The sequence below is a fragment of the Streptosporangium sandarakinum genome (genome assembly GCF_050942225.1).
GTDB lineage: Bacteria > Actinomycetota > Actinomycetes > Streptosporangiales > Streptosporangiaceae > Streptosporangium > Streptosporangium nondiastaticum.
Window position 1 is genome coordinate 5,794,943 of the sequence record NZ_CP192034.1, and the last position, 12,377, is coordinate 5,807,319.

10 protein-coding genes are annotated in these 12,377 nt (G+C 71.3%); 6 read left to right on the forward strand and 4 right to left on the reverse strand.

The genetic code is table 11. From position 1 onward, the window contains the following. Positions 1–106: 106 nt before the first annotated feature. Positions 107–1,114, reverse strand: coding sequence for a LacI family DNA-binding transcriptional regulator (locus ACQP10_RS26925; protein WP_346022966.1), 1,008 nt, complete (start codon positions 1,112–1,114; stop codon positions 107–109). Positions 1,115–1,372: 258 nt separating this feature from the next. On the opposite strand from ACQP10_RS26925, the gene ACQP10_RS26930 reads away from it, so the two are divergent. From ACQP10_RS26930 to ACQP10_RS26940, 3 genes are all read left to right on the forward strand, one after another. Next, positions 1,373–2,572: a thiolase family protein gene (locus tag ACQP10_RS26930; RefSeq protein WP_346022967.1), complete on the forward strand. Its 1,200-nt coding sequence runs from the start codon at positions 1,373–1,375 to the stop codon at positions 2,570–2,572. Next, complete coding sequence (locus tag ACQP10_RS26935; RefSeq protein ID WP_346022968.1) at positions 2,569–4,641, forward strand: 3-hydroxyacyl-CoA dehydrogenase NAD-binding domain-containing protein; 2,073 nt, start codon at positions 2,569–2,571, stop codon at positions 4,639–4,641. Before ACQP10_RS26930 ends, ACQP10_RS26935 begins: the two co-directional genes overlap by 4 nt. Positions 4,642–4,831: 190 nt before the next feature. Next, on the forward strand, positions 4,832–5,302 hold the full coding sequence (locus ACQP10_RS26940; protein ID WP_346022969.1) for an SSI family serine proteinase inhibitor: 471 nt from the start codon (positions 4,832–4,834) through the stop codon (positions 5,300–5,302). Positions 5,303–5,348: 46 nt separating this feature from the next. On the opposite strand, the gene ACQP10_RS26945 is transcribed toward ACQP10_RS26940, so the two are convergent. Continuing rightward, positions 5,349–6,830 (reverse strand): amino acid permease, encoded by a 1,482-nt coding sequence (locus ACQP10_RS26945; protein WP_346022970.1) that lies wholly within the window; start codon positions 6,828–6,830, stop codon positions 5,349–5,351. Positions 6,831–7,060: 230 nt separating this feature from the next. Next, entirely contained in the window at positions 7,061–9,043 is a 1,983-nt protein-coding gene (gene dxs / locus ACQP10_RS26950) for a 1-deoxy-D-xylulose-5-phosphate synthase (RefSeq protein ID WP_433539960.1), read from the reverse strand. Positions 9,044–9,185: 142 nt separating this feature from the next. Here dxs and ACQP10_RS26955 point away from each other — a divergent pair, with 142 nt between their 5' ends. The 3 genes from ACQP10_RS26955 to ACQP10_RS26965 all read left to right on the forward strand — a co-directional run bounded on the left by ACQP10_RS26955 (position 9,186) and on the right by ACQP10_RS26965 (position 11,839). Then, complete coding sequence (locus ACQP10_RS26955; protein WP_433539961.1) at positions 9,186–10,052, forward strand: neutral zinc metallopeptidase; 867 nt, start codon at positions 9,186–9,188, stop codon at positions 10,050–10,052. Between the two features lie 309 nt (positions 10,053–10,361). Then, on the forward strand, positions 10,362–11,144 hold the full coding sequence (locus tag ACQP10_RS26960) for a neutral zinc metallopeptidase (RefSeq protein WP_346022973.1): 783 nt from the start codon (positions 10,362–10,364) through the stop codon (positions 11,142–11,144). 206 nt (positions 11,145–11,350) lie between these two features. Continuing rightward, positions 11,351–11,839: a hypothetical protein gene (locus ACQP10_RS26965; protein ID WP_433539962.1), complete on the forward strand. Its 489-nt coding sequence runs from the start codon at positions 11,351–11,353 to the stop codon at positions 11,837–11,839. 180 nt (positions 11,840–12,019) lie between these two features. Here the strand turns inward: ACQP10_RS26965 and ACQP10_RS26970 are convergent, their stop codons facing one another. Continuing rightward, positions 12,020–12,331 carry a hypothetical protein gene (locus ACQP10_RS26970; protein WP_433539963.1) on the reverse strand — a complete coding sequence of 104 codons (312 nt, stop codon included), beginning with the start codon at positions 12,329–12,331 and terminating at the stop codon, positions 12,020–12,022. Positions 12,332–12,377: the final 46 nt, after the last annotated feature.

Below are 12,377 nucleotides of genomic sequence, written 5' to 3' on the forward strand. Positions count from 1 at the left end.
ACGGCCGGGAGGTCGTCCGGCCTGTTCCGCCGTCCGTGCGCGGGAAGGCCCGCGGGAACGGCCGGCGGCCGGGGGCGCGCGGTGCTCCGGGCCGGAGTGGGCCGGCTCAGCCGAGGCGGCGGGTGCTCTCACGGAGGACGACCTCGCCGGCCACGGCCTCGATCCGGGGCTCGGCGTCCGCGCCGTCCCCCGGCGGGGTGAGGGCCAGCTCCATCGCCCGTGCCCCCATGTCCGCCAGCGGCAGCCGTACGGTGGTCAGCTGCGGGACCAGGTCCCGCAGGGTGGAGATGTCGTCGAACCCGGCCACCGACACGTCGCCGGGCACGCCGACCCCCCGGTCCCGGAAGGACGCCAGCGCGCCCACCGCCATCACGTCGTTGACCGCGAACACGCAGGTGGCGTCGGAGACCTCGGCCGCCGCGGTGTGGCCGCCGTCGCGGTCGAAGGAGCCGTGGACGACCTGCGGGGCGGGCAGGCCCAGCTCGGCGAGCGCCCCGGCGAACCCCTCCAGCCGGTCCCGGGCGGTGAGCAGCCGCTCGGGCCCGGCGAGCACGGCGAAGCGGCGGTGCCCCAGATCGGCGAGGGCCCGGGCCAGCCCGGCGGCGCCCTCGCGGTTGCCCGGCACCACGGTGTCGACGCCCAGCGCCTCCTGGCCGACGCAGGCCACCCGGCCGCCGGTCTGCAGGTAGCGGTCGAGCTCCTGACGCATCCTGCGGGTCAGGCCGGCGTCGTCGACCCTGGACCCGGTGAGCAGCACGGCGCGGACCCGCTGGGCGTTCAGGGTGGAGACGTAGGCGATCTCCCGTTCGGGGTCGCGGTGCGTGGTGCCCACCATGACCATGAACTCGTGGCTCTCGGCCACCCGCATGGCGCCGTCGGCGAGCGCGGCGAAGTAGGGGTCGGTGAGGTCGTGGACGACGAGGCCGATCACGTTGCTGGCGCCCCTGGCCAGGGTCTGGGCCGCCACGTTGGTGCGGTATCCGAGCTGGTGGGCGGCCAGTTCGACCTTGGCCCGCAGCGACGCCCCCACCTGGCGGGTGCTGCCGTTGAGCACCCGCGAGGCCGTGGCGAGCGACACGCCGGCCTGCCGGGCGACATCTTCGAGAGTGACCATGGCGACCTCCAGGAAAACGATTTCCCAGTCTGCCGCAGATGCCGCCTCCCCGCACCCCGCCCGCGCGCGTCCGGCCCTCGCCGGTCCCCGCTCGCCCCCGGTTCCCGGTGGCGCGGGAGCACCGCCCGGGGCGCCTCGTACGCCTGGTCCGCCCGCCTTTCCGGCCCTCGCGCGTGGCGGAGGGGGCGGGTCGTGTGAGATGTTGTTACCCGCGAGTAGCATGGGGGGTGAAGCTACCCAGCAACGAGGAGCGAACCCGTGCCTTCGTCTCGTGACGTCGTATTCGTCGACGGTGTGCGCACGCCGTTCGGCAGGTCGGGCCCCAAAGGCCTGTATGCCGAGACGCGCGCCGACGACCTGGTCGTCCGCGTCATCCGTGAGCTGATCCGGCGCAACCCGAACCTGCCGCCCGAGCGGGTCGACGAGGTGGCCATCGCCGCCACCACACAGATCGGCGACCAGGGACTGACCATCGGCCGGTCCGCCGCCGTGCTGGCCGGACTGCCCAAGAGCGTCCCCGGTTACGCGATCGACCGCATGTGCGCCGGCGCGATGACCGCGGTGACCAACGTCGCCGGCGGCATCGCCTTCGGCGCCTACGACGTCGCCATCGCCGGGGGCGTCGAGCACATGGGACGTCACCCGATGGGCGAGGGCGTCGACCCCAACCCGCGGTTCCTGTCCGAGAAGCTCGTGGACGGCTCCGCCCTGGTCATGGGCATGACCGCGGAGAACCTGCACGACCGCTACCCGAACATCTCGAAGGAGCGCGCCGACGCCTTCGCCGTCGCCTCCCAGGAGAAGGTCGCCAAGGCCTACGCCGACGGCAGGATCCAGCCCGACCTCGTGCCGGTCGCCGTCCGGACCGCCGAGAAGGGCTGGGGCCTGGCCACCGCCGACGAGGCGCCCCGCCCCGGCACCACCATGGAGGGCCTGGCGGCGCTGAAGACCCCGTTCCGCCCGCACGGCCGGGTCACCGCGGGCAACGCCTCCGGCATCAACGACGGCGCGACCGGCTGCATCGTGGCCGCCGCCGACACCGCCGCCGAGCTGGGCCTCACTCCCAAGATGCGGCTGGTCTCCTACGCCTTCGCCGGCGTGGACCCCGAGGTCATGGGCGTCGGCCCGATCCCGTCCACCGAGCGGGCGCTGCGCCTGGCCGGGCTGTCGATCTCCGACATCGGGCTCTTCGAGATCAACGAGGCCTTCGCCGTACAGGTGCTGGCGTTCCTGGAGCACTTCGGCATCGCCGACGACGACGCCCGGGTCAACCCCTATGGCGGCGCCATCGCCTTCGGCCACCCGCTGGCCTCCTCGGGCGTGCGGCTGATGACGCAGCTCGCCCGCGAGTTCGGCGAGCGCCCCGACGTCCGGTACGGCGTCACCACGATGTGCGTCGGCATGGGCATGGGCGGAACGGTCATCTGGGAGAACCTCGCCTGGGAAGGTGCGAAGTGACGGACATCAGGGAAATCTTCAGCGACGAGGTCGTCACCCGCGCCATCGTCCGCGACGTGGAGCTGCCCGACGGCGCCGGCACCATGGCGCTGATCACGCTGGACAACGGCTTCGACCACACCAAGCCCTCCACGTTCGGCCCGGCCGGCCTCACCTCCCTGGCCGAGGCCCTCGACGCGATCGAGGCCCGCACCGACCTCGCGGCCGTGGGCGTCACCGGCAAGCCGTTCATCTTCGCCGTCGGCGCCGACCTCAAGGGCGCCGCGCTGGTCGCCGGCCGCGACCAGGCGCTGGAGATCGGCCGGCTCGGGCACCGGGTGTTCCGCCGCCTGGGCGAGCTGAGCGTGCCGTCGTTCGCGTTCGTCAACGGCGCGGCCATGGGCGGCGGCCTGGAGATCGCCCTGCACTGCGCCTACCGGACGATCTCCTCCGGCGTGCCCGCGGTCGCCCTGCCCGAGTGCTTCCTCGGCCTGGTGCCCGGCTGGGGCGGCACCCAGCTCCTGCCCCGCCTGATCGGCCCGGCCGCGGCGCTGAAGCTGATCATCGAGAACCCGCTGTCGCAGAACCGGATGATCAAGGGCCGGGACGCCTTCGCCGCCGGCATCGCCGACGCGATGTTCGAGCCCGCCGACTTCCTGGAGGAGTCGCTGCGCTGGGCGGCCAAGGTGCTGCGCGGCGAGGTGACCGTCGCGCGGACCGACCACACCGCCGAGGACTGGGCCAAGCCGATCGCCGACGCCCGTTTCCTCGTCGACATGAAGCTGCGCGGCGCCTCCCCCGCCCCCTACCGGGCGCTGGAGCTGGTCGAGCTGGCCCGCACCGCCTCCCGCGACGAGGGCTTCACCGCCGAGGACGAGGCCCTGGCCGACCTCCTCATGAGCGACGAGCTGCGCGCCGGCCTGTACTCCTTCGACCTGGTGCAGCGCCGCGCCAAGCGGCCCGCCGGGGCCCCGGACAAGGCGCTGGCCCGCAAGGTCACCAAGGTCGGCGTCGTCGGCGCGGGCCTGATGGCCTCGCAGATGGCGCTGCTGTTCGCCCGCCGTCTGGAGGTCCCGGTCGTGCTGACCGACCTCGACCAGGCGCGCCTCGACAAGGGCGTCGGCTACGTCCACGGCGAGATCGACAAGCTGTTCGGCAAGGGCCGCGTCTCCGCCGACCAGGCCAACCGGCTCAAGGGCCTGGTGACGGGCTCGCTGACCAAGGACGCGTTCGCCGACGCCGACTTCGTCATCGAGGCGGTCTTCGAGGACATGAAGGTCAAGCAGCAGGTGTTCGCCGAGGTGGAGCAGGTCGTCTCCGCCGAGTGCGTGCTGGCCACCAACACCTCCTCGCTGTCGCTGACCGAGATGGCCGCCAAGCTGGAGCACCCCGAGCGGGTGGTGGGCTTCCACTTCTTCAACCCGGTCGCCGTGATGCCGCTGCTGGAGATCATCCGCGGCGAGAGGACCGACGACGCGACGCTGGCCACCGCCTTCGCCGTGGGCAGGACGCTGAAGAAGTCGTCGGTGCTGGTCAAAGACGCGCCCGCGTTCGTCGTCAACCGCATCCTGACCCGCTTCATGGGCGAGGTCATCGGCGCGGTGGACGAGGGCACCCCGCTGGAGACCGCCGACCACGCGCTGGACGGCCTCGGCCTGCCGATGAGCCCGTTCGCGCTGCTCCAGCTCGTCGGCCCGGCCGTCGCGCTGCACGTCGCCGAGACCATGCACCAGGCGTTCCCCGACCGCTTCGGCGTGTCGGAGAACCTCGCCCGGCTGGTGGCGGCGGGCAAGCCGGGCGTCTTCAAGCCCGACTTCACGCTCGACCCCGAGGCGGTCGCCTTCTTCGCGGGCGGCACCTCCCCGTCCACCGCGGAGGAGGTGCGGCTGCGCGCGCTGCGCGCCCTGGAGCAGGAGATCCGCATCATGCTCGACGAGGGCGTGGTGGCCGCGCCGCAGGACATCGACCTGTGCATGATCCTGGGCGCCGGCTGGCCGTTCCACCTGGGCGGCATCACGCCGTACCTGGACCGCACGGGCATCGCCCAGCCGCGGTTCCTGCCGCCGGGCGTGGCGTCGCTCCCGGCCTGACCCGCGTGCGGGCCGCGCGGCGCTCTCCGGAGCGCGGCGCGGCCCGCTTCATGCCGCGCCCTTTTCGGGCCCTCCTGTATGCCTTTCAGGGGAAAGGCCAGGCAGATCTCCCGGCCCGTGAAGGGCGAGTGGGAAGATCCTTGGCCATATCCCGGCAGGGTCCTTACCCGACACGGGGAACATCCCCGCCATGAGAAACGTCAAGATCGCTTCTGCGGTCGTGGTGTTCGCCCTCGCCGTCGTGTCGCACGCCGCCGAGTCATCCGTCCCGGACGGCCCCTCCAGCGTCTCGGACGACCTCGCCGCCGCCCTCGGCGGCTCCTCCCCCGCCTCGGACACCGCCGCGCCCGGAGCCGGCCCGCCCCTCACGCTCACCCTCTCGGTCGCCGGCGGCCCGGCCAAGAGCGTCGTGCTGCGGTGCGGCGACGCCGGGGACGGCGGCAGCCACCCGGACCCGGCCACGGCCTGCGGACTGCTGCGCCAGGTGGACGGCGACCTGCCGAGGCTCGCCTACGACATCGACATGATCTGCCCGCCGGAGTACGACCCGCACACCGTCGGCGCGTTCGGCACCTGGGCGGGCAGGCCCGTCCGGTTCACCCGGACCTACGACAACGGCTGCGAGATGACGGCCCTCACCGGCCCGCTGTTCCGCTTCTGAAGCCCGTCCCGCTTCCGGAGCCCGTCCCGCCGCTGGAGGCCGTCTTTCAGCGGCCCGTCTTCCCGGCGCCCACCTCGCGGCCCGCCACCCGGCTGTGGCGGTAGCCGTACACGGCGTAGACGACGACGCCGAGGATCATCCACACCACGAACCGGATCCAGGTCTCCACCGGCAGGTTCAGCATCAGGTACAGGCAGGCCAGCACCGACAGGATCGGCACGAACGGCACCAGCGGGGTGCGGAAGGAGCGCGGCAGGTCCGGCCGGGTGCGGCGGAGGATGACGACCGCGATCGAGACGATGACGAACGCGAACAGCGTGCCGATGTTGACCAGCTCGGCGATCGCCGACAGCGGCACCAGCCCGGCCAGCAGCGCGACCACGCAACCCATCAGGATCGTGATCCGGTACGGCGTGCCGAACTTCGGGTGGACCCTGGCGAACCACCCGGGCAGCAGGTTGTCGCGGGACATCGCGAACGTCACCCGCGACTGCCCCAGCATGAGGATCATCACGACCGTGGTGAGCCCGGCCAGCGCGCCGATGCTGATGAGCGTGGCCGCCCACGTCTGGCCGACCGCCTTGAACGCGTCGGCCAGCGGCGCCGCCTCACTGAGCCGCGAGTAGGGCTCCATCCCGACGACGACCAGGGAGACCGCGACGTACAGGACGGTGCAGATGACGAGCGAGCCGATGATGCCGATGGGCAGGTCACGCTGCGGGTTGCGGGTCTCCTCGGCGGCGGTGGCGACCACGTCGAAGCCGATGTAGGCGAAGAACACGATCGCGGCGGCGCTGAAGATGCCCATCACGCCGAAGGCGACCGGGCTGATGCCGAACACCACCTGGATCAGCGGCGCCGCCAGCCCCTCCACCGCGGGGGTCTGCTTGGCCGGCGGGATGAACGGGGTGTAGTTGGCCCCCTTGACGAAGAACAACCCGGCCACGATGACCAGCAGCACCACGGTGACCTTGATGGCGACGACGACCAGGTTGAACCGGGACGAGAGCTTGACGCCCGCGACCAGGATCCCGGTCAGGACCAGCACGATCAGCGCCGCGGGCAGGTTGAAGGCCGCGCCCTCCCCGGCTATCGCGGTGGGCAGGGACATCCCGGCCGACTCCAGCAGCGACGTCAGGTAGCCCGACCAGCCGACGGCGACGACCGCGGCGGCGAGCATGAGCTCCAGCGTCAGATCCCAGCCGATGATCCAGGCGGGGAACTCGCCGAGCGTGGCGAAGGCGAAGGTGTAGGCCGATCCGGCGACCGGGACGGTGGAGGCGAACTCGGCGTAGCACAGCGCGGCGAGCGCGCAGACGATGCCGGCTCCCACGAACGACAGGGCCACCGACGGCCCGGCCAGGTCCCTGGCGACCCGGCCGGTGAGCACGAAGATGCCGGTGCCGATGATGACGCCGATGCCGAAGACCGTCAGGTCCAGCGCGGACAGGTCCTTGCGCAACCGGTGCTCCGGCGCCTCGGTGTCCTCGATCGACTGCTCTACCGACTTGACGCGGAAAACGCCCACGGAATCCCCCTTGACCGTCCGGAGCCGCTGCGCCCCATGGGTCAGGTCATGCCCATAGGATCAACTCCTGAACGGTCGCGATACGGGTTCTCCCCGGAAAAGTCTCCGGCCGCCGACGTCCGCACCGAAACGGCGTGCCGGGCCGAGACGGCGTGTCGGGCCGGCCCGCGACGGAGTCCGGCGCGCGGGACCGGCCCGCGACAGAGTCCGTCGTGTGGGGCCCGCCGCGGTCAGCGCGCCGGGTCGCTCTCCAGCGCCGGCGTCCGCCGCGCCACCGCCTCGGTGACCTCCCTGGCGATGTCCTGGGAGGTCAGCCCGATATCGCTGAGGATCTTCGCCCGCTTGGCGTGGTCCAGGAATCGCTGCGGGACGCCGTAGGTGCGGACCGGGACGTCGACGTCGGCGTCGCGCAGCAGGCGGGCGACCGCGTCGCCCACACCGCCGACCCTGCCGTTGTCCTCGACCACGACGACCAGCCGGTGCGCCGCGGCGGCGGCCACCAGCGTCTCGTCCAGCGGCTTGACCCAGCGGGGGTCGACCACGGTGGCGGAGATCCCCTGCGCGTCCAGCAGCGCGGCGGCCTCCAGGCAGGTCTCGGCCATCGGGCCGACCGACACGAACAGCACGTCGAGCCCGCCGGCCGCCGGGCCGCCTTCCGCCGGGGAAGGCGCCGTGTCCTCCACGGGCAGGCCGGGGCCGCCCGCGCGCAGCACGTCCATCGTGCCGAGCCTGCCGATCGCCTCGACCTCGCCGGGCACCGGGCCCTTGGGGTAGCGCACGACGGTGGGGCCGTCGTCGACGGCCACCGCCTCGGCCAGCAGCTCGCGCAGCCGCGGCTCGTCACGCGGCACGGCGATGGACAGGCCCGGGACGACCTGCAGGATCGACAGGTCCCACATGCCGTTGTGGCTGGCGCCGTCGTCGCCGGTGACGCCCGCCCGGTCCAGGACGACCGTGACCGGCAGCCGGTGCAGGGCGACGTCCATCAGCAGCTGGTCGAAGGCCCGGTTGAGGAACGTCGCGTAGACCGCCACCACCGGGTGCAGGCCGCCCAGCGCCAGGCCTGCGGCGCTGGTCAGCGCGTGCTGCTCGGCGATGCCGACGTCGTACAGGCGGTCGGGGAACGCCTCCGCGAACGGGGCCAGCCCGGTCGGGCCGAGCATCGCCGCGGTGATCGCCACGAGGTCCTTGCGTTCGGCGCCCAGCCGTACGATCTCCTGGCTGAAGACGTTGGTCCAGCCGTGCGGCTTGGGCTTCTCCTCGCCGGTCAGCGGGTCGAAGACGCCGGGCGAGTGGAAGCAGTCCTCGCCGTGGTTCTCGGCGAAGGAGTAGCCGAAGCCCTTCTTGGTGAGCACGTGCACGATGACCGGGCGGCGGAAGCCCCGGGCCTTGCGCAGCGCGGCCTCCACCGCCTGCTCGTCGTGGCCGTCGACCAGCCCGATGTACTTCAGGCCGAGGTCCTCGAACATCACCTGCGGGGCCAGGACGTCCTTGAGCCCCTTCTTCACCCCGTGCAGCGCGTCGTAGACCGGCGGGCCGACGAGCGGCACCTTCGTCAGGTTGTCCTTGACGAAGTCGAGCACGTCCTCATAGCGCTGGGTGGCGCGCAGCGAGGCCAGGTGGGAGGCGAGGCCGCCGATCGTCGGCGAGTAGGAGCGGCCGTTGTCGTTGACCACGATGATCAGCGGCAGGTCCCTGCTCGCCGCGATGTTGTTGAGCGCCTCCCAGGCCATGCCGCCGGTGAGCGCCCCGTCGCCGATCACCGCGACGACCGTGCGGTCGGCCTCGCGGCGCAGCTTGAACGCCTTGGCCAGACCGTCGGCGTACGACAGCGCGGTGGAGGCGTGGGAGTTCTCGATGACGTCGTGCTCGGACTCGGCCTGGCTCGGGTAACCCGACAGGCCGCCCTCCTGGCGGAGCGTGTCGAACCGGTCGGCGCGGCCGGTGAGCATCTTGTGGACGTACGCCTGGTGGCCGGTGTCCCACAGGAGGGTGTCACGCGGCGAGTCGAACACCCGGTGCAGGGCGATCGTCAGCTCGACGACCCCCAGGTTGGGGCCCAGGTGGCCGCCGATACGCGCCGTGGAGCTGACCAGCAGGTCGCGGATCTCGGCGGCGAGCCGCGGCAGCTCCTCTGCCCGCAGCAGCTTCAGGTCTCCCGGTCCCTTGACCGTTTCCAGAAGACTGCCAGGCCGCCCGGTCCGCTCACTCACGGAATCATCCCCTCTGTCCAGTCAGCATCTGGGACGAGTCTAGTTCGCGCGACGGCCCGTGCCTCCAAGACAGCGGATTCTGCACGTTCAGCGTGGGGTTTCCGCATGTTTTGTACACAGTTGGACTAGCCTTTGCCTCACCATGAGCACTTTCCCCTTCAGACAACTCTCGTCACTGGTGGTCGCTCCCCTGGCGTTCGGCCTGGTCATGGCCACCGGCACCGCCGAGGCCGCCACCGTCACCGCTCCCGCCGCCGGGGCCGCCGCCACCACGGCGACCACCGCCGCCGCCACGGTGAAGGCTCCCCCGCGCGGCCGTACCGCCGCGACCGCCAACCCCCTCTACCGCACCGGTCTGCTCCCCAACGTCACCTGCGCCGCCGGGGAGATCCGCGCGGGCAGCGCCGCCTCCTACCGGGCCTTCATGACCAGGGTGAACCGCTGCCTGAACCTGGCGTGGAAGACCCAGTTCCGCAAGGCCGGCCTGTCCTTCGCCCAGCCCAGGCTCCGCTTCACCACCACCAAGGTGGGAAGCCCCTGCGGCAGGTGGCCGGGCGGCGCCGGCGGCTACTACTGCTCCAGCAACCGCACCATCTACATCGGCGTGTTCCGGTCGGTGCTGAAGCAGCCGTACGCGCCCAACAACGCGCAGTTCATGGCCCACGAGTACGCTCACCACGTGCAGCAGCTCGCCGGGATCATGGGCTACTACGGCCAGACCGTCTGGCGGGCCGGCACCTCCACCAAGCTCGCCTACTCCCGCCGCCTGGAGCTGCAGGCCGACTGCATGGGCGCGGCGTTCCTCCGCCAGATCTCCGACGACCTGCCGGTCCCGCAGGACCACTGGGACGCGATGATCCGCTGGACCGTCCAGAACGGCCAGAAGGTCTGGCCGACCAACGACCACGGCAAGGGCCGCAGCCAGGCCTACTGGCTGAACCGCGGCTTCAACTCCGGCTCGCCGTCGTCCTGCAACACCTGGACCGCCTCCAGCGCCCGGGTCGCCTGAGCCTTTCCCACCCCTCCTCACCGCGCGGCCGTACCCCTTGGGGAAAGGGGTACGGCCGCGCGCCCTTTCCCGGGCGCGTCTTTCCCGCTTTCCCGCGCGTCTTTCCCGCGTGTCTTTCCCGCGTGTCTTTCCCGGGCGTGGTCTTCCGGGCGACGCGGGACACGCCCCTTCCGGAGTACGGGTCCGCGGTCTCCGGGTACGGCCCGCCGTTCCCCGGGGGCGGAGATCACCATTCCGGGGTGAAGGCCGCCGCGCGGACATTCCCAATCCGCTTTACCCTCGCTTTATGCCTCTATAGGGTTCATGATCATGCGTACCCCCCTCATCACCCTGCTCTCGGGCGTGTTCGCGGGCCTGTTGTTCACCGGCACGGCCGCCGCGGGCGTCGCCGGGCAGGAGGCGGCCCCCGCGCCCACGGGCACCAAGACCCTGACCAGCAACCCGATCTACAAGACCGGCACCCTCGACGTCACCTCCTGCCAGGAGCAGCCCGTCAAGGCGGACGACCTCGACTCCTCCCGGGTCTACCTGGAGTTCGTGGTCGAGTGCCTCAACGACACCTGGGGCAGGCAGTTCGCCAAGGCCAAGCTGCCCTTCTCCAAGCCCGGTTTCCAGACCACTTCCAGGCTCGGCTACCCGACCGGCTGTGGACCGTTCCCGAAGGGCGCCCAGGCGGTCTACTGCGCGAAGACCAAGAAGATCACCTTCCTGCTGAACCCGTCCATCCTGTCGGAGTCGACCGAGCTGTTCCTGCTGGAGGTCGTCGCCCACGAGTACGGCCACCACGTGCAGCGGCTCTCCGGTATGACGGGCGCCCTCGACCACCGGAAGTACCGGACCAAGAAGGCCCTCCTCGCCGACATCCGGAAGATCGAACTCCAGGCCGAGTGCCTCGGCGGCGCCTTCATCGGCAGCATCTGGCGCGACCTCGGCCGCAGCGAGTCCGACCTCCGCTACGTCGTCAGCTACGCCTACGACACCGTCAGCCACGGCAAGGCCCGGAACGTCGCCCACTGGCTGAACCGCGGCTTCACCCAGGAGAGCCCGGGCGCCTGCAACACCTGGACCGCCGCTCCTTCCAAGGTCTCCTGACCCACGCCGACGCCACCCTGGAGGCCATCCGGGGTGGTTCTTTTCCACCCGGAGGAAGCTCCGCCATCCCACGACGACGACCGCGGACGACTCCGGCGGAAACCTCCGGCGACACGCCGCTCACCGTGCGTAAGCTGGTCCCGCCTGGACGCCCTCCACGTCAGGCGATTCCCCCTATCGCGCGTGACAACGAGGAGAAGGACGCGTTGAGCACGAATACGGAAGCACGGATCTCGCTCCTGGAGCGGGATGTCGCCGACCTGCGCACCTGGTCCCTGGAGCAGTCGAAGGTGTCGGTGGCGATCCTCGCGGCCCTCGGCGACCTCCAGAAGGGTCAGGAGGAACTCAGGAAGGGCCAGGAGGAACTCCGGAAGGATCAAGAGGGACTCCGGGCCGAGGTCGGAGGTCTCCGGGAGGAACTTCACGCCGAGGTCAGAGAACTCCGGAAGGATCTCTACACCGAGGCCAGAAGCCTCCGGGGTGAGATCGGAGCAGTCCGGAGCGAAGTGGGAGGGCTCCGAAACGAACTCGGAGGGGTGAAGGAGGAGCTCAAGGAGATTCAAGGGGATCTCGGGGCGGTCAAGCGGTCCGCCGGCAACCTCGAATCCTCCATGAAGCGCGTCGAGGGCGACGTGGCCGAGGTCAAGGCCGGTCACATCGAGCTGCGCAACCTGGTCGCCGGAATGGTCAGGTAACGGCGAGGGCCGCCATCCCGCTGGCCCGGCGGGAGGGCGGCCCGTCTCCTCACATCCCCTCGCCCGAGCCTCTGCCCCCCGCAGCGCACCCCATGCATGAACAAAGCCGTAATTTCTCACAAATGTCGAAAAGGCCGATGCAGCAGGAGAGATCGGGCGCAGCAACGGCCCGCACCCCTCTCACCGCACCGGCACTCCCCCGCTCTCGTAGAGGTCCGCGCAGCGCAGCATGATCCCGCGGACGGTGACGGCCAGGTCGTGCACGCCGTACACCATGTAGAGGCGGCGGCCGGTCTTCGGTGACGTACGGCCGGTCCACCACCGGTAGACCGCGCCGTCCGTCCAGACCACCAGGTCGGCCCAGAGCAGCACCAGCGCCAGGCCGTACCCGCCGTGAACGTCGCCCAGGACGCCCCTGCCCGCCAGCTCGTCGCGAAGCCGCCACGCGGCCCGTACGGCCGGCGTCGTCACCAGCGCACCCTGCGCGTTCACCGTTTCCCGCCCCTCAAGAGATCCACCGGGAACGCGGTGGCGTTCC

Coding starts and splice junctions, on each gene's coding strand:
- ACQP10_RS26925 (WP_346022966.1), bottom strand. CDS start 1,114: ATGGTCACTCTCGAAGATGTCGCCCGGCAGGCCGGCGTGTCGCTCGCC.
- ACQP10_RS26940 (WP_346022969.1), top strand. CDS start 4,832: ATGAGAAACGTCAAGATCGCTTCTGCGGTCGTGGTGTTCGCCCTCGCC.
- ACQP10_RS26955 (WP_433539961.1), top strand. CDS start 9,186: ATGAGCACTTTCCCCTTCAGACAACTCTCGTCACTGGTGGTCGCTCCC.
- ACQP10_RS26960 (WP_346022973.1), top strand. CDS start 10,362: ATGCGTACCCCCCTCATCACCCTGCTCTCGGGCGTGTTCGCGGGCCTG.